Below are 16,417 nucleotides of genomic sequence, written 5' to 3' on the forward strand. Positions count from 1 at the left end.
GTTAGTGTAACGATCAAGACTGCAGACTGATCGCCGCATCGGAATAACCACGTCCGTGACTCAAGTATAGACCTGAATAACAAAATCGGTGAAAAAATAAGCAAAAATCAACAGTATCAACAAAACAGGTACGGACTTTGCTTCTTCAACCAAGTTTATTTTGCTTGTGTGACACAGGATAGCTGACTGGGCAGATGGATCAGGAAACTGGCTCCCTGGCCGGATTCGGACTCCAGTTGAATGCGTCCCCGCAAGGTACTGGTAACCAGGTTGTAGACAATGGCCAGACCTAAACCACTGCCGCCCTGACCGCGCCGGGTGGTAAAGAAGGGTTCAAACACACGTTTCTTGATTGGCTCCGACATTCCATGGCCATTATCCTTTACCACCAGTAGCACCTGATCATGACGGTAAGAATCGACCTGGATCAAAATCTTAGGCTGGATGCTCAGGTCGCTGAAAGCATGAACACAGGCATTAATTACCAGATTAGTAAGCACCTGAGCAATTGCGCCAGGATAGGTGACAAGCCTGACTTCAGCCGGACACTGAACATCAAAGTCGACCTGGTACTCTTTGGTATAAGGCTTTAAGGTAACCAGTACCATATGAATGTAGTCATGCAGGTTAATAGACTGCAGCTCGTAGTGCACCTGGTCAACGGCAGTCTGCTTAAAATTACTAATGAGTTCATCGGCTCGCAACAGATTGCGCTCCAAAATCGTCTGGCTCTCCACTATTTCAAGCAGGTTTTTTTCGAGTATAGAACGGGACAGCTGATTTGCTTTAAGTTTTTCGACTAGCCGTGCCGTTAGTTCCTTGCTGTACGAATTCGCGGTTAAGGCAACTCCTACCGGAGTATTGACCTCGTGCGCTACACCAGCAACCAAGGTGCCCAACGAAGCCATTTTTTCTGCTTCTACCAACTGGGCCTGGGTTGCTTTGAGTTGCTCCAAATTAGCTTCAAGACGCTGGGTTCTTTGCTGCACCTTGGCTTCAAGTTCTGCATTCAGAGCTTCCAGCTCTTTTTGGTATTGCAACCTCTGGCTAGCCGACAAAGCCCGGCCATACAAATCGGCCAAAGCGGCAACAAAGCTGGTTTCATCCGGTAACCACTGCTTTAACTGCTTTGTTTCTTCACAGCAGATAATACCTATCATGGCACCCGCATGGCGAATAGGGACATCCAGCATGGAAAAAATACCACGCGGCAACAGGTAAGGCTTAGTAAACTCGCTGGTTGCTGCATCAGAGCGGGCGTCGCAGGCTGCAATCACACGCTGTTGATCCAGGGCCTGAAAATAGTTGGGGAAATCATCGCGATTCAGAACCAAATCTTCTACCGGCTGCCATTGCCCTTGATCCAACAAGGCTCGACAGGCGATGGCTTCCCCGGCAGGCAAATACAACCAGATCCCCACTCTGCTGACAGCTAGTCCTTGCTGACAGGCAGACAGCAAAAGCTGTTCGGCCTGTGCAAGCTCACCGGCATCCAGCACAGGGCTCATCGATACATCCAGTAAAATATTTTCCAGCGTTAGTTCCATGCTTTGTTTGGTGCTATCCGAGAAAGACCAGGCTTACAATCGGCTGATGATGAACCAACCAATTCAATTAAGCTTAGTCATGTCTTGAAAAATGAGCCAAAAAAATCCAAAAATTGATGCTTGCAGCGCCTGAATGCACCTAATCAGCGAGTACTGCTGTTGTAACCATCCATTAAAAACCAGAGCCAGGCTGTTGCAAAAACACCAGCTCTTCATCCGTTGAGGTACGCCCTAGTATGGCATTACGATGCGGATAGCGACCAAAGCGTTCTATAATATCGCGGTGTTTGATTTCAAATTGCAGGTTCTCTTCCAGCCCATCCTGATCGTACAACCGCATCGCCACATCGTGAATAGGCAGCGACTCGCTGTGCATAAAAGGCAGGTATAAGAAGCTCTGCTCAGTCGGGGTCAGTTCCTGATCGGCACCAATGGCAATGGCTTCCTGTGCCAGGCCAAGTGCCAAGGGATCGCAAGCAAAGGCCTCAGGGCTATCGCGGTATATATTGCGTGAGAACTGATCAAGGACGATGATTTCCGCCAAACGCCCGCGTGCTTGCTGACGCCATGGATACAACTCGCACTGAGCGGCCATCCGATGCAGCCCGGAGAAACAGTCACGGATTTGCTGATCCAACTCAGGATCTTTGGCAAACCATTGCTCAGGGTTCAATTCTTCAAACCAGAACGTAAGCACGGTATTTAACTGGGTTTTCATCTCGGTCCTCAAGCAGTTACTCGTTGTTGGATTCCATACTAGGTGCTATCAACCAAGCCTGCAAGCCTGAAACTAACCCTGTGTCAAATAACGCAAATGCCCTAAAAAAGTGCGAGCCACTGGGCCCAGGGTATCTGCATCGTTAAAATTCAGATAAAAGGTCATACTGCGACAGCTACCTCTGGGTAAAGGCAGCTCCTGCAATTGGCCAGTATCCAAATAGGGCTGTACCGCATGGCGGGGTAACCAGGCGAAGCCGAGATTCTGCAGCAACAGCTCAATAGATGTACCTACATGACTGACGGTCCAACGCTGCTCCGAACCCAACCAACCATGATCTTTATCGCGGGCTTTGCCGGAGTCACGCAGCACGATTTGCCGGCAATCTTTTAAATCCTCCAGGCTCAGTGCGCGTTGCAGTTGATGCAGAGGATGCATCGAACCTGCCACAGCAACAAACTCAACCTGGCAAACGTCTTCACTGAGGTTATCAGCCAGGGTAAAAGGTGCCACTGCTATTTCCGCTTTACCTTGTGCCAGCAGCTCATTGGCACCAGAGAGCACAGTTTCCATCAGCTCAATGCGGATCAAAGGGTACTCGTGCGATACCGCAGCCAGGGTTTGATACAAAATGTCGCGCGGAAAAGCTTCATCCACGGCGATGCTGAGTGTCGACTCGACTCCAGCTTGCAGGTTCAAAGCTACCTGCTCCATACGCTCAGCTTCGGTCAGCAAAAAATTGATGCGACGCAGTAATTGCTCACCAGCAGCTGTGAGCTGAGTTTTTCGCCCCTCAACCTGGAACAAGGCGACGCCCAAAACATCTTCCAGTTTATGTACCGCATGATGAATGCTGGATTGACTTTTAAACACGGCCTCAGCGGCCTGATGGAAACCACCGTATTCAGCCACAGCTTTAAACATACGCCATTGCTCCAGGGTTGAACGGGCCATACTTTGCTCCTTGCTAAGAAAAAGTAACAACCCGGCTTTGCCGGGCTGTTTTTACGTTTTTTTAGTTGCTGCGACTCAAAGCCGCATCCACGGAAGCTTTACCCGCACCACTGAAGGCAAGTGAAACACTGGCTGCCAGCAAGGCCAGACCAAACTCGTAGCCATTGTTGCTCATAAAAAGACCGTTTTCAAAATGCACAGCAAAAATGGCGACCAACATGGTCAGTGCCAATACAGCCGCCGCCGGCCGGGTCAACAAGCCCACAATAAGTGCTATCCCTCCAAAAAACTCGGCCGATCCAGCCAAAAAGGCCATCAGAACGCCTGGGGCAAGGCCTATGCTTTCCATCCAGCCTCCGGTCGCCGTCAGACCATAACCGCCAAACCAGCCAAAGAGCTTTTGCGCCCCATGGGCGGCAAAAATAATGCCGACCGGAACCCGTAACGCCAGAGCGCCCCAGCCTGCATCGGTTGCACTTAGTTTTTTCAGTAATGCCATTGCTTTGTTCATCGTCGTACCCTCACTGTGATTGATGTCGACCCATGGCCGTTCATGCCAATGTGTTGTCGATGGTGCTAGCATAGAGCAGCGTAATGAATGATAAAATTGAATTATTAGAATCAAAACATTCTAATTATTGGGATGAGAAGTTACAGCATACTTAGTCTTCCATGATCTCGGCATAGCGCTCGACCAGGAAGTCGATTAAGGCCCGAATGGCCGGTAACATGCCGCGCCTGGATGGGAACACCAAATGAATCACTTCGCGCCGTGGCTCCCATTCAGGCAGTACCTGGAGCAGCCGACCATCCGCCAGCTCTTGCTGCAACATCAGTAGAGGCAATTGCACCACGCCCACCCCGGCCAGAGCAGCTGTTTTCAGTGTCAACATATCGGTTGTAGTAAAACGTGGATGAAATGTCAGCTTTAACTGCCCGTTAGCTGGATGATGTAAACACCATTCATGCACTTCCTGGGGTCTGCTCCGACTCATGCTAGGCCAATTTACTAATGCTGTAGGTTCCGTGGGTAAACCACCCTGGGCTTCGACCAACTGAGGGCTGGCCACCAGACACTGGCCCCGATCCGACAGCAGCCGCAGCACCAGCTCGCTGTCATCCAACGGCAAAGGGCGGACGCGCAATGCCAGGTCTACCCCCTCGGCCAGCACATCGACCCGCCGGTTAGTCGCTTCCAGCTGCACCGTGACACCTGGATAAAGCTGCATAAACTCTGCCAGCATGGCGCCGACATGAAAGTGCAACAAACCAACCGGGCAGGTCAGCCGAATAGTACCGCAGGGCTCAGCCCGAACCGAGTCAATGGCTTGCTGTGCTGCTTCAGCCTCTACCAACATAGCCCGGCAATGCTCCAGGTACTGCTGCCCGACCTCGGTGATCTGAAAATGTCGGCTGGAGCGCTGAATCAAACGAACTGCCAGCCGATCTTCCAGTAAGGCGAGGCGACGGCTCAGTTTTGATTTGGCAATCCCAAGCGCCCTGCTGGCCGGTGCAAAGCCACCGTGCTCAACCACCTGCACAAAGTAATAGAGATCATTGAGATCCTGCATAGGCCCCCAGTTATCGTTCTTAAAATAGAACGCTGCATCACAGTTTAGCAGTCTACCGCTTCATTGATACCGCATCTAGACTTTAAAGCCAAAATGTACCGGCTGCACTTCCGCACCGGTGACTTGCTAAGGAGCGAATCATGAGCAAACCCTATGTACGCCTGGATAAAAACAATGCAGCGGTGCTGCTGGTCGATCATCAGACCGGATTACTCTCACTGGTCCGTGACATCGACCCGGATAAATTCAAAAACAATGTGCTGGCACTGGCCGATTTGGCGGCCTACTTTAACCTGCCAACCATTTTAACCACCAGCTTTGAAAATGGCCCGAACGGCCCACTGGTCCCTGAGTTAAAAGAAACTTTTCCCAATGCCCCCTTTATTGCCCGCCCTGGCCAAATCAATGCTTGGGACAATGAAGAGTTTGTTGCTGCCATTAAAGCCACGGGCAAAAAACAACTGATCATCGCCGGTGTCGTTACCGAAGTCTGTGTGGCCTTCCCAACCTTATCGGCTTTGGCAGAAGGCTATGATGTTTTCGTGGTCACCGATGCCTCAGGTACCTTCAACGAGCTAACTCGCGACGCTGCCTGGCAACGGATGTCCGATGCCGGCGCCCAGTTGATGACCTGGTTTGGTGTTGCCTGTGAGCTGCACCGCGACTGGCGCAATGATGTGGAAGGGCTGGGGCAGCTGTTCTCCAATCATATTCCGGACTACCGCAACCTGATCAACAGTTTCAACACCCTGACCTCAGGCAAGTAAATTCGTTGACTACCCAGCCCTGCCCCCTTGCGGTAGCAGGGCTGTATCTTTGGAGCAAATCATGGCCAAACAGCAGCCGGCAACAGCTGGGGCATCGATTTTGATCCACCATCAGGTGGTGCCCGATGCAATGGATCACTACGAAGGCTGGTTGGCCGATATTATTCAGGCGGCCGCTGAGTTTCCTGGCCATCAGGGTGTCACCATCGTCAAGCCCGCCAAAGGGCTGCATCGTTATGAGATTGCAGTCCGTTTTTGCTCTGAAGCGGATGCCCGGCTCTGGCTGGAATCGCAAGTACGCCAGCAACTGATTGCTGAGGTTGCCCCCTTGCTGCAATTGCCGGAGAATGTGCGAGTGTCTACCGGCATCGATCAGTGGTTTCAACCGCTTAATAGTGATGCACCGCATCCTGTGCGCTGGAAGCAGTGGCTGGTGACCACACTGGTGATCTGTGGGCTGACCATGCTGGTTCCTCCAGTACTGCAACAGCTGTTTAGCCAGGTACCTGTGCTGGGAGTATGGGGGCTACGACATTTACTCAGCGCCGCTATGATTGTTGGCCTAGTGGTGTATCTGATTATGCCGCGGCTGGTGCCTTTGCTAGCCGGTTGGCTGTTTAAGCACTAAGCCCCTGCAGCAGTTGCCATGATTTACTCTAAAAATGAGAACAAAACGTTAGATTTTATCCGTTATATTCATTCGTGAGGCTAAGCTAGAGTAGCATGCATCGCAAAGCACGGCTTTGCAGCGGCAGCTTAGGAGACCACTATGATTGAGATCATTCGTAGCCAGCAACGCGGTACGGCAAGCTTTGGCTGGTTGAAAAGCCGTCACACCTTTTCTTTTGGCCATTATTACAATCCAAAGCAAATGGGCTTTTCCAAACTGCGGGTGATTAACGACGACCGGGTCCGTGCCGATGCTGGTTTTGATACCCATGGCCATCGCAACATGGAAATCATCAGTTATGTGCTCAAAGGGGCCATGGCGCATAAAGACTCAGCGGGCAACGAGCAGATCTTACCGGCCGGTGAGTTCCAGCTGATGAGTGCCGGCCGCGGTATTTACCACAGTGAATACAATCCAAGCCAGCACGATGAACTGGCATTTTTGCAAATCTGGATAGAGCCCAACCAACTTGACGGCGAGCCGGGCTATCAGCAAAAGTACTTTGGTGAGCAGCCTGGCCTTACCACGGTGATCACGCCGGATGGCCGCGATGGTACCTTGCAGATCAGGCAAGATGCCAGTCTGTCGCAGCTACGGCTTACTGAGCAGCAGCAACTGCAGCTACCAATGCACCCTGACCGGGCTTATTACCTGCATCTGATAACAGGCGAGCTGAACCTGGCCGACGAGCAACTGCAACCCGGTGATGGCATCAAGCTAGTGCATCAGTCGCCAGCCACAGCCACCGCTAGCCCTGGCCCTGTGCATGCTTTGTGGTTTGATTTGCCAGGCCTTAGCACCTAAATTTAAGCAACCGCTGTTCATGCAGCACAGAGAGTGAGGATGGTATGAGTACAGCAGGCAAACAGCTGGAGTCTGATTGCAATGTGCAACAAGGCTGCGCCGCTATCGAGCTGATTATCAACCCTAAGCCTAAAGATCTGGGAGGCTTTTCTGTTCGGCGCAGCCTGCCGGTGCGTGAGCGGCGCAGCATTGGCCCCTGGATTTTCTTTGATGAAATGGGTGCCGCTGAATTTACCGCCGGCAGCGGCATCAATGTTCGACCACACCCGCATGTGAATCTGGCGACAGTAACCTACCTGTTTGAAGGTGAAATTTTGCATCGCGATTCACTGGGCAGCTATCAGCCGATCACGCCCGGAGATATCAACCTGATGGTGGCAGGCAAAGGCATCGTGCACTCCGAGTGCGAACGTCCGGAAGTGACCGCCCGCGATCACCGGTTGCATGGCCTGCAGCTGTGGATGGCACTGCCCGAGGCCGACGAAGAAATCGAGCCGGCCTTTTACCATTACTCCTCAGCCGCCATTCCTGCCACCCGCATTGATGGTGTGCCGGTACGGGTGTTAATTGGCAGTGCCTATGGCTTGAACTCCCCGGTCAAAACCTTTTATCAGACGCTCTACCTGGAGGCTGAGTTGCAAACAGGCCAAAGCCTGACACTGCCAACTAGCCCAGAGCGAGGGCTTTACCTTGCCAGTGGGGAGCTGCAGCTGCAAGATACTGTCGTGACGGCTCACCAGTTCGTGGTGCTGGGCGCAACTGAAGGGGTGCAGATCACCGCAACGAAACCCAGCCGTATCGCCCTGATTGGTGGTGAAGCCATTGGCAAGCGCTATATGGAGTGGAATTTTGTCTCCAGCCGCAAAGAGCGGCTTGAACAGGCAAAGCAAGACTGGCAGCAAGGTCGCTTTCCAAAAGTACCTGGCGATGAAGAGGAATGGATACCATTCCCAACTTAATTGGACACACCATGCGCATTGCAGTGATCGGCGGCGGTATCAATGGTTTATGCACGGCCTGGGAACTGGCAAAAGCCGGCTATCAGGTGCAGTTGTTCGAACGCGATGCCTTGATGCAGGCTACCAGCCGCGCGTCATCCAAGCTGCTGCACGGCGGCCTGCGTTACCTCGAGCAAGGCGAGTTCCGCCTGGTGCGCGAAGCCTTGCAAGAACGACGCTGGTGGCTGAATAAAACCAGCCAGCTGACCCGGCGCATTCCACTACTGTACCCACTGTATCGCCAGGGCCGACGCCCGCGCTGGCAATTGAAAATTGGCCTAATGCTGTATGATTTTTTTGCCGGGCGCAAAGGCATTGGACGTCATCGCTGGCTAACAGCTGCACAAACGCTACGCTGCTCACCGCAGCTGACAGCCGAAGGCTTGCAAGGGGCTTATTTGTTTTTCGATGGCCAGATGGACGACTATCAGCTAGGGCTTTGGGTTGCGGCCCAGTGTCGCAAAGCCGGGGTCACTCTTTTCGAACACCAACCGGTACTGAAACTGGCTGCCAGCGGCGAGCTGCTGCTGAGTTCGGGCTGGCAGTCTTTTGATCGCATCATCAATGTGGCAGGTCCCTGGAGCGAAGCTTTGCTGCAACAATCTAACTTGCCGGTGCAGCAATCGCTGGATCTGGTGCGCGGCAGTCATTTGCTGCTGCCTACCTTAGGCCGTTACGGCCATATGCTGGAGGTGCCGGGCAGTCGTCGCATCGTCTTTGCCTTACCCTACAAGCATCAGTGCCTGCTGGGCACGACGGAGGTCCGGCAACAGCTGCATGAGCCAATTGCCTGCTCTGAAGCAGAACGCGATGAGTTGCTGGCAGTGTACAACCAGTACTTTCACCCTCAAATGCAGCCAGTCGATGTTCTGGATAGTTTTGCCGGTGTACGGCCCTTATTAAAAAGCAGTGCCGATAGCAGCCGCGCCAGCCGGGAATATACCCTGCACTGGCAGCAGCAACTGTTAACGGTCAGTGGTGGTAAATGGACCACAGCACGGGCGCTTGCCAGGCAAGTCGCTAAGCAGGTGCGGCAGTCCACGAAACAAATGTGATCCACTGGTAGTACCCTGGTGCCGCGCTTAAAAACCTGAGTCGTCTAAATACTCAACCAGCACTTTTTTTACCTCACTTACCACAGCTTCTTGAATCAGCGAGTCTTTTTGCGCTAGAAACTCACTTTTAGAGTTAAATACTTTTTCATAATCAATAGCGCGAGCGATTTCGACTCCAGCAACTTGATCCAACAACAAAACACGAGATTGCATCGTAACCATAACCTGCTCGTTGTCACCCCATGCATCAAGGATTGTCCTGTTTCGATTTAAACTGGCGTTCACCTCATTCAACCTTCGGGTTCTATTGCCAAATCCAAGTAAATTGCTGACATCGGAAACTACACTTAAGCCGGCGGTGGTCATTTCTCTTGCATTCATGCCTTCTCGGTATTGGGCATAGTTAAAAGTAGGAGGACTTACCTCAATAACTGGACCTTTAGCATTACGCTTGTGAGGCAGCGCTTTGAACTCACCGCTTTCTGAAACAGCACGAGCAGTGGCCATCGTTACGTCTCGAAGATAGTTATTTTGCTCATCACGGATCCTTTTAATATAAATAACGATTTCTTCCGCACCCCACCCTGCTTTTGCCGAACCAGAAAACGGCAATGAAACAAAAGCAAGCGATGCAAGGAACAAAGAAAGAACGAGTGTTTTGTATGTGAACATAATATTTCACCTATTTGTAGTGGGGTTGGCAACTACAAAAACAACAACCAATATCCCTATTGAATGTAAACACATCCCCAGTGTTTCTTTTAAGCAGTGTAATGCGTTCAGTCACTGCGCTTCATCATCGAAGGTCACTAGAGTGCGCGGTTTTGGCAAACAACATAGGTGATTCTTAAGTCGTAATTAAGATGATGCAACCGTCATCAGGATCGATCGGATCTTAAGTGCCATTAACCGGCGCTTAGTGACGATGGATCGCTTAGTGATGGTTAAATTTGGTTGTTAAACGTGCAATTTGCACAGTGCTTCGCTACTATCAGAACACCTGCTTGCTGCACACTAGCTCAACATGGATGGTAGAAAACGAAAACGTGGAGTCAGAGCATCCAGAGAGAAACTGGAAGCTGCTATGTTGGCGAGCGGTTTTGAGACACAAACGGAACTGGCACAGCGAATAGCGCAGAATGAAGGCATCTCAAAACCCCCCTGCGATTTAGTCAGTAAAGTCTTTCGGGAACAAGCCGTATCCCCGCATAATTTGGCTCGTATTGCTCACGCATTGCAGGTTGAAGCGCACACTATTTACCTCACTAAAGATGACAATCCGTTCGCTGAAGTTATCTCCAGCCAGAGCCCTATCGCACAGCCACTTTTAGCCAGTCGCTCCATGCAGAATCTCTGGCTGCCCCTGGTAGCTCTGACGTTCCTGCTTGGAAGCCTAATTTGGTGGCAGCAGAGCAATACAGATCATACTTCTCAGCAGCCACCAAGCACCAAGTTGATCTCACCAATTGGTAAGGTGCTGATTGTGTTGCAGGCACCAGCCAACCTAAATCCACTTGCTGAGGAAATTGCCAGCCAAATGTCTGAACAAGATACCATCCGAGCCATAGTCTTGAGTAGACCTGAAACGTATCAGCTGCCGGCAACCGAGGTTCTAAAAAGCTGGCAGGCCCATGGCGTTTTGCACCTCGCCCACGACAAAGATCAATTTTACGCTGCCATTACAGCGACATTGACATCGCATCAGCACAACCTGACTATCGAGCAGAGCGTATTTCACCACGCGGAATTGACTGCACAAAGTGAAACTATTCGCGATGCTATTGTCACACAAAGCCAGCGCTTTATTGATGGCAAGCCACTCGCACCCATTTTGTCAAACTCCAGCGTTGCACTGGGGCATTTTTTGCAAGGGAAAAACCAGCTATTTATCAGCCATTCAGCAAGCAGTTATTTGCTCGCTGAATCACATTTTCTTAAGGCTCTGGAATTGGATACAAATTTCACCGCCACCCATGCTGAATTATGCCGCCTGTATGTTCGCAGTAGTTGGATCCAGGATGAAACACCGTCGCTGGAGAAAGCAGCCTCCTTCTGCCAACTGGCCGCAGAACAACGACCAGAGCTTCTGGAAGTGATCACCGCGCAGGCGGAGTTACTGGCACGTACAGGGCGTGCCAAACAAGCGTTAGATCTACTGAGCGAGCATGTCACCTTAACTACCGCCGATGCCGATGCCCTCGCAATCAGAGCCACAGTGCACATGGCCCGCCTTGGTGAGGACGATCCTGAACCACAGGGGCCGCTTGCGGAAGCCTATGCCAAACAAGCGGTTCAGTTAGTCCCTGGCCATTGGCAAGCTAATAATAGCTTAGGTAACTTGTACTTTATGCTGGGCGACTCTCAGCAAGCCAAAGCGCAGTTTGCGAAGGCAAGCCAACAACACGAAGTGATCTTAGCCAACCTGGGTACGCTGCAAATGTGCTATGGTGAGCTGGAACAGGCAGCACAAACCTATCAGACATTAATCAACCACTTCGAATACGAACATTTTGGGCATGAAAATTTAGGCAACCTCTATCACATGCAACAAAATTATGACAAAGCCATTAAGCACAAACTGCTCGCAATTGAAAAACAACCTGAAGTGGCCATTCATCAAGTTTGGAGCAACTTAGGTGAGCTGTATCTTCAGCAAGGACAGCACGTGCCAGCAAAACAGCATTACAGCCACGCCCTGACCCTGATTGAGCGGGATGAGCTGTTGGGTAATATATCCCTCAGTGACCAGTTGCACAAAGTGTACTACCAAACCAAGCTGCAGCAGCTGACACCGGAAGCATCACTTCCAGCAAGCCTGCCACAACAAGTTGAGCTGTTTTTAGCGGATCAGGAAGATCTCGGACTGCAAGCAAAAACCCACCTTGCCTGGTTACTTGGCACCGTGAATAAACAGGAAGAGAAACAACAACTCTGGCAAGACATCTCAGCCATCTGTCCGGTGTATGCGCTTTCTCCGGAGTTGCAGCAGCAGGATCAAAGCATGGCCGAGGATAAGCCGGCCACGCCATAAGACCAGATAAAATAAAAATTTCGGTTTTTGATCTATAAAATCTATTATACCGAATCTCAATGTGCTACTTCAGAATGAACGCTACTGCAGAGATTCGGTCCCTGCAACAGAGCAATGGGGAGCATCCTTGCCCCCCGGCCGGGAATACAGCCTGCACTGGCAGCAGCAACTGTTAAAAGTCAGTGGTGATCTATGGACCACAGCACGAGCGCTTGCCAGGCAAATCGCGCACAAGTTCAGCACTCAGCAAAGTAAGTGCAGCTTCAATCACCACTTGCGCTTGTAAACGGGCACAGTATGATAAAGCTGGTCAACCTGATGGAGACAATGGATGCATTATTTACTGTTTTACCACGACTTGGTAGATGACTACGTGCAGCGACGCGAAGCCTGGCGTGGCCAGCACCTGGCCTATGCCAAAGCCGCCCATGCCAGAGGTGATCTCATCCTTGCCGGGGCCCTGGCCGATCCGGTCGATGGTGCTGTGCTGCTATTTCAGGGCGACAGCCCAGCGGTAGCTGAGCGTTTTGCCGAGCAGGATCCTTATGTCCGTCATGGCCTGGTGGGGCGCTGGGAAGTACGCCCCTGGAGCACGGTCGTCGGCGATATGGCGATTATCAGGCCCAACTAATGTCACTTTACATCGAAGACCGGCTACGCTGGATACGCGAAATGCGTCAAAAAAGCCCCTGCAAACGCTGTGGCTTACTCTACAATCACCATATCAAGGCCAAATGCCCGGATTGTGGCACTCTGGATAGCCAGGAACTTCGTGAGCTACTGGCACAAAAAGAGGTGATTATTGGTGATTTACGCCGTATGGGCTGGATCTTTGCGGCGCTTGCACTTGGCTGTGCACTGCTTTTCTTTTGGTAACAAAGCAGACAGGCAACATTGCATACTTCTTCGCCTGAGAGTTTACAATTTTCCCGATCCTGACTATGGTTAATTATTGTACCAAGCAAACAAACGCCATAGCTGATACTGTGTGATGAGCAAGCACCACGCAGCTTGCAGGCATTAACGATGGATTGTGAAAGGAGCGGAACAGGGACTTTGTATGCTGTTTCAAAGTGTTCATACGGCAGGTTCGGCGATTTACCTGGTGTATTTCTTTCTGTTGCTGATCGCCAGGCGGATCCCCCGCACCAACCCGGGCTGCAGCTGGTGGGCTGCGGCAATTTTCTTTGCATGCCTGGCCCGGCTCGCTTTCCTTGGCATTCATTCCGATGATATGGCCAACATCGTATTGCTATACTCCCAATTGGTACTGTTGGAAAAACTGATGCTACTAATCGGTATTAGCTATTTCTTTGGGCCCTGGCTACGTATCCGCAGTCTGATCGTTATCGTGCTGTTGATGCAACTGGGCTTATTGCTGGCACATTTGGCGCAGATACCAAGCTGGCTCTACACCACCATTCTGGCCGTATGTAACGCACTCTGCATCTGGCTGGTGATAGTGACTGTATGGCGGGGAAAGGCGCCCATTCATCCCCTGATCCGACAGATGATCATTCTGTTTGCCAGCCTGCTGATGCTGCATTGGTTGCTGTATGTCCCGATCTCCAGGCTGCTGCTGCATGACTGGCGGACACTTTCATTTATCATAGGGACAGGCCTGGTGGTACTACTGTACACATCACTGATTGGTGCTGTGTTGTCGATGTTTCAGCGACGACTGCAAGAGTCCGAGTCTAAAGCGCTGGATATGGCGTACAAAGATCCACTGACCGGGCTAAGCAACAAACGCTACATCGACTCCTTGTTCGGTCAGGCCCTGCAACTGGCCACCCGCCCACATCAATTGTTGGCTGTTTGCTACATCGACCTGGATCACTTCAAACCGATCAATGATCAGGCCGGGCACAAAGCAGGAGACTTAGTCTTAAAAGAGGTGGCCACGCGGCTGAAGTCCTGCCTGCGCAGTACCGATATATGCGCCCGCATTGGCGGTGATGAATTTGTCGTTGTTGTGACACAACTGGAGCAGGATATCTACGCCAACGAAGTAGCTAAAAAAATACTGCACAGCCTGAATATGCCCTTTAAGGTCGGTGAACAGCAGTATCAGCTGGGTGCCAGTATTGGCATCAGCCTCTACCCGGATCATGGCAAAGACTTTACCGATCTATTGGAAAAAGCCGACCAGGCTATGTATCAGATGAAGCACAGTGGCCGCGGCGGTTATTGCCTGTATCAACCACAGAGTTAGTCAGCCACTTGTACATCACCAGAGCGTCTAACAACCCTAAAGATGGGTGGTTAAACGCCTGGGGTAATCGACCCACAATGGCAAACCCAAGTTGCTGCCATAGCCGAATCGCCCCCTCATTGCTGGATGCCACAAAGTTGAACTGCATTGCTTGATAGCCCAGCGCCTTCGCTTGTTGTTGTGAGTGCTCACACATTGCAGTAGCAAGCCCTCGTCCTCTGGCAGTTTCAGCTACCATGTAACCGCAATTGCAGACATGGCTGCCAGGACCGGCCTGGTTGGTTTTCAAATAGTAGGTGCCAAGGATTTGCCCTTCCTCTTCCGCTACAAAGGTTTTCCTTGGCGTTAGCAGCCACAGCTGCCTGGCTTCTTCTTTACTGATATCTCGGGCAAAAGCATAGGTCTCGCCTGCTGCAGCAATGGCATGAAAAATTGGCCAGATCTGTTCGAAGTCGTCATGGGTAGCAAGGCGGATGTTCATGCTTGGTGTTTCTGGTTTGGTGTTGCTAGTCAAATTGGTCAATGCTGACACTATCATCTTTAAAATACCTTAGGCGGTACATGATGACTAAAAAAAAGGCAGCCCCGAAGAGACTGCCTGTTTTTTCAAACCAGACGGCTTAGGCTTCAGCAACAACAACCAGTTTTACGGTTGCAGTGACTTCAGCGTGCAGCTGCAGGTCGATGTCGAACTCGCCAGTCTCGCGCAGCGTGCCATGAGGCAGCTTCACTTCAGACTTAGCAACCGCCACACCAGCTTCGGTGATAGCGTCGGCGATATCGCGGGTACCGATAGAACCGAACAGCTTGCCTTCGTCACCGGCTTTGGAAGCGATGGTCACTTCTTCCAGTGCAGCAATTTGCTCAGCACGCTTTTGCGCAGCAGCCAGACCTTCCGCCAGTTTGGCTTCCAGCTCAGCACGACGCTGTTCGAATTTTTCGATGTTAGCTTTGTTCGCAGGAACAGCTTTACCCTGTGGGAACAGGTAGTTACGAGCGTAACCGGCTTTCACTGCGACCTGGTCACCCAGACTACCCAGGTTAGCGACCTTGTCTAAAAGAATAATGTTCATTGGGATACCTCTTCAGTATTCGGTTAAACCAGGCGATCAGCTGTGTGAATCGCTGTAAGGCAGCAAAGACAGGTAGCGAGCGCGCTTAATCGCACGAGCCAGCTGACGTTGATACTTCGCACTGGTACCCGTAATACGGCTGGGTACAATTTTGCCACTTTCAGTGACGTAGTTTTTCAGAGTAGCGATATCTTTGTAATCGATCTCTTTAACGCCTTCTGCAGAAAAACGGCAGAATTTACGGCGACGAAAATAACGTGACATAACACGATCTCCTAACGAATTTGTTCAATGTGTTGGGCGTGCAACACCAGTTTGCTCTGGCCGTTGCGCTGCTGATGCCGGTTTAAAAAGCCCTGCACCCGCACCATATCCCCCAACAATAAATGCTGAGTTTGTTGTGCCAAATCCCCACTGCAGACCACCTGGAGGCGAACATAACACTGACGATTTAACCCGGCTTCCTGTTGCTGGCTGCGGTGCTCTAGCACCAGGCTCAGTTGTGGGATCCCGGCCGGACTTTCACTGCGCGCAGGCTGTCGGCAAATTTGCCCAGCACACACCAGTTGATTGTCCATTGACAACTTACTCTTCTGACGCTGCAGCCTGGTGCTCAGAATCACGAGGAGCACGCTCACGGCGCTCTTCACGAACCTTAGCCATTGGTGAAGGCTCAACCACGGCACCATTGGTACGCATGATCATGTTACGCAGCACAGCATCGTTGAAACGGAACGTTGTTTCCAGATCGTCGATCACGTTCTGTGGAGCTTCCACGTTCATCAGCACGTAATGCGCTTTGTGCAGTTTTTCGATTGGGTAAGCCAGTTGACGGCGGCCCCAGTCTTCCAAACGGTGAACAGTACCACCAGCTTCAGTGATAGAGCCAGTGTAACGCTCGATCATGCCAGGGACTTGCTCGCTTTGATCCGGGTGGACCATAAAAATAATTTCGTAATGACGCATTGCAGCTCCTTACGGTTAATTAGCCTCGGTCAGGCTCGGCCAGACCTG

The 16,417-nt window shown here is 51.4% G+C and carries 20 protein-coding genes; 9 read left to right on the top strand and 11 right to left on the bottom strand.

The window, feature by feature from the left end:
- Positions 1–155: 155 nt before the first annotated feature.
- The 5 genes from BLW37_RS12365 to BLW37_RS12385 form a co-directional block, all read right to left on the bottom strand.
- Positions 156–1,547, bottom strand: a complete 1,392-nt coding sequence (locus tag BLW37_RS12365; RefSeq protein ID WP_091343303.1) for a sensor histidine kinase — start codon at positions 1,545–1,547, stop codon at positions 156–158.
- A 172-nt stretch (positions 1,548–1,719) separates the two neighbouring features.
- A complete protein-coding gene (locus BLW37_RS12370; RefSeq protein ID WP_091343304.1) occupies positions 1,720–2,265 on the bottom strand; it encodes a DUF924 family protein in 546 nt (181 codons plus the stop codon).
- A gap of 72 nt (positions 2,266–2,337) precedes the next feature.
- Positions 2,338–3,219: a LysR family transcriptional regulator gene (locus BLW37_RS12375; protein ID WP_091343306.1), complete on the bottom strand. Its 882-nt coding sequence runs from the start codon at positions 3,217–3,219 to the stop codon at positions 2,338–2,340.
- Between the two features lie 61 nt (positions 3,220–3,280).
- On the bottom strand, positions 3,281–3,730 hold the full coding sequence (locus BLW37_RS12380; RefSeq protein WP_091343307.1) for a DoxX family protein: 450 nt from the start codon (positions 3,728–3,730) through the stop codon (positions 3,281–3,283).
- 151 nt (positions 3,731–3,881) lie between these two features.
- A complete protein-coding gene (locus BLW37_RS12385) occupies positions 3,882–4,790 on the bottom strand; it encodes a LysR family transcriptional regulator (protein WP_091343309.1) in 909 nt (302 codons plus the stop codon).
- 140 nt (positions 4,791–4,930) lie between these two features.
- Here BLW37_RS12385 and ycaC point away from each other — a divergent pair, with 140 nt between their 5' ends.
- From ycaC to BLW37_RS12410, 5 genes are all read left to right on the top strand, one after another.
- Entirely contained in the window at positions 4,931–5,557 is a 627-nt protein-coding gene (gene ycaC, locus BLW37_RS12390; protein ID WP_091343310.1) for an isochorismate family cysteine hydrolase YcaC, read from the top strand.
- Positions 5,558–5,618: 61 nt separating this feature from the next.
- Positions 5,619–6,185, top strand: coding sequence for a putative antibiotic biosynthesis monooxygenase (locus BLW37_RS12395; RefSeq protein WP_091343312.1), 567 nt, complete (start codon positions 5,619–5,621; stop codon positions 6,183–6,185).
- 141 nt (positions 6,186–6,326) lie between these two features.
- Positions 6,327–7,031 carry a pirin family protein gene (locus tag BLW37_RS12400; protein ID WP_091343314.1) on the top strand — a complete coding sequence of 235 codons (705 nt, stop codon included), beginning with the start codon at positions 6,327–6,329 and terminating at the stop codon, positions 7,029–7,031.
- Positions 7,032–7,075: 44 nt separating this feature from the next.
- Positions 7,076–7,990: a pirin family protein gene (locus BLW37_RS12405; protein ID WP_091343315.1), complete on the top strand. Its 915-nt coding sequence runs from the start codon at positions 7,076–7,078 to the stop codon at positions 7,988–7,990.
- Positions 7,991–8,001: 11 nt separating this feature from the next.
- Positions 8,002–9,084 (top strand): glycerol-3-phosphate dehydrogenase/oxidase, encoded by a 1,083-nt coding sequence (locus BLW37_RS12410; protein WP_091343736.1) that lies wholly within the window; start codon positions 8,002–8,004, stop codon positions 9,082–9,084.
- Positions 9,085–9,111: 27 nt separating this feature from the next.
- Here BLW37_RS12410 and BLW37_RS12415 read toward each other — a convergent pair whose 3' ends face one another.
- Positions 9,112–9,756, bottom strand: a complete 645-nt coding sequence (locus tag BLW37_RS12415; protein WP_091343317.1) for a hypothetical protein — start codon at positions 9,754–9,756, stop codon at positions 9,112–9,114.
- A 412-nt stretch (positions 9,757–10,168) separates the two neighbouring features.
- Between BLW37_RS12415 and BLW37_RS12420 the strand changes: the two genes are divergently transcribed.
- From BLW37_RS12420 to BLW37_RS12435, 4 genes are all read left to right on the top strand, one after another.
- Positions 10,169–12,115, top strand: coding sequence for a tetratricopeptide repeat protein (locus tag BLW37_RS12420; protein WP_091343318.1), 1,947 nt, complete (start codon positions 10,169–10,171; stop codon positions 12,113–12,115).
- A gap of 331 nt (positions 12,116–12,446) precedes the next feature.
- Positions 12,447–12,746 carry a YciI-like protein gene (locus BLW37_RS12425; protein ID WP_091343319.1) on the top strand — a complete coding sequence of 100 codons (300 nt, stop codon included), beginning with the start codon at positions 12,447–12,449 and terminating at the stop codon, positions 12,744–12,746.
- The gene (locus tag BLW37_RS12430; RefSeq protein ID WP_091343321.1) at positions 12,746–12,991 is read left to right on the top strand and encodes a hypothetical protein; all 246 of its coding nucleotides are present in this window, start codon (positions 12,746–12,748) and stop codon (positions 12,989–12,991) included. The genes BLW37_RS12425 and BLW37_RS12430 overlap by 1 nt, the downstream gene beginning before the upstream one ends.
- A gap of 184 nt (positions 12,992–13,175) precedes the next feature.
- The gene (locus BLW37_RS12435; protein ID WP_091343323.1) at positions 13,176–14,330 is read left to right on the top strand and encodes a GGDEF domain-containing protein; all 1,155 of its coding nucleotides are present in this window, start codon (positions 13,176–13,178) and stop codon (positions 14,328–14,330) included.
- On the opposite strand, the gene BLW37_RS12440 is transcribed toward BLW37_RS12435, so the two are convergent.
- The 5 genes from BLW37_RS12440 to rpsF form a co-directional block, all read right to left on the bottom strand.
- The gene (locus BLW37_RS12440; protein ID WP_091343738.1) at positions 14,269–14,811 is read right to left on the bottom strand and encodes a GNAT family N-acetyltransferase; all 543 of its coding nucleotides are present in this window, start codon (positions 14,809–14,811) and stop codon (positions 14,269–14,271) included. The two genes, BLW37_RS12435 and BLW37_RS12440, sit on opposite strands and share 62 nt — an antisense overlap.
- Positions 14,812–14,950: 139 nt before the next feature.
- A complete protein-coding gene (rplI, locus tag BLW37_RS12445) occupies positions 14,951–15,403 on the bottom strand; it encodes a 50S ribosomal protein L9 (protein WP_091343324.1) in 453 nt (150 codons plus the stop codon).
- Between the two features lie 36 nt (positions 15,404–15,439).
- Positions 15,440–15,667 (bottom strand): 30S ribosomal protein S18, encoded by a 228-nt coding sequence (gene rpsR, locus BLW37_RS12450; protein ID WP_091343326.1) that lies wholly within the window; start codon positions 15,665–15,667, stop codon positions 15,440–15,442.
- Between the two features lie 11 nt (positions 15,668–15,678).
- A complete protein-coding gene (gene priB, locus BLW37_RS12455; RefSeq protein ID WP_091343327.1) occupies positions 15,679–15,981 on the bottom strand; it encodes a primosomal replication protein N in 303 nt (100 codons plus the stop codon).
- Positions 15,982–15,988: 7 nt separating this feature from the next.
- Entirely contained in the window at positions 15,989–16,369 is a 381-nt protein-coding gene (rpsF, locus tag BLW37_RS12460) for a 30S ribosomal protein S6 (protein WP_091343369.1), read from the bottom strand.
- Positions 16,370–16,417 lie beyond the last annotated feature (48 nt).

Origin of the sequence: Alkalimonas amylolytica (assembly GCF_900107845.1) — a bacterium.
Classification (GTDB): Bacteria; Pseudomonadota; Gammaproteobacteria; order Enterobacterales; family Alteromonadaceae; genus Alkalimonas; species Alkalimonas amylolytica.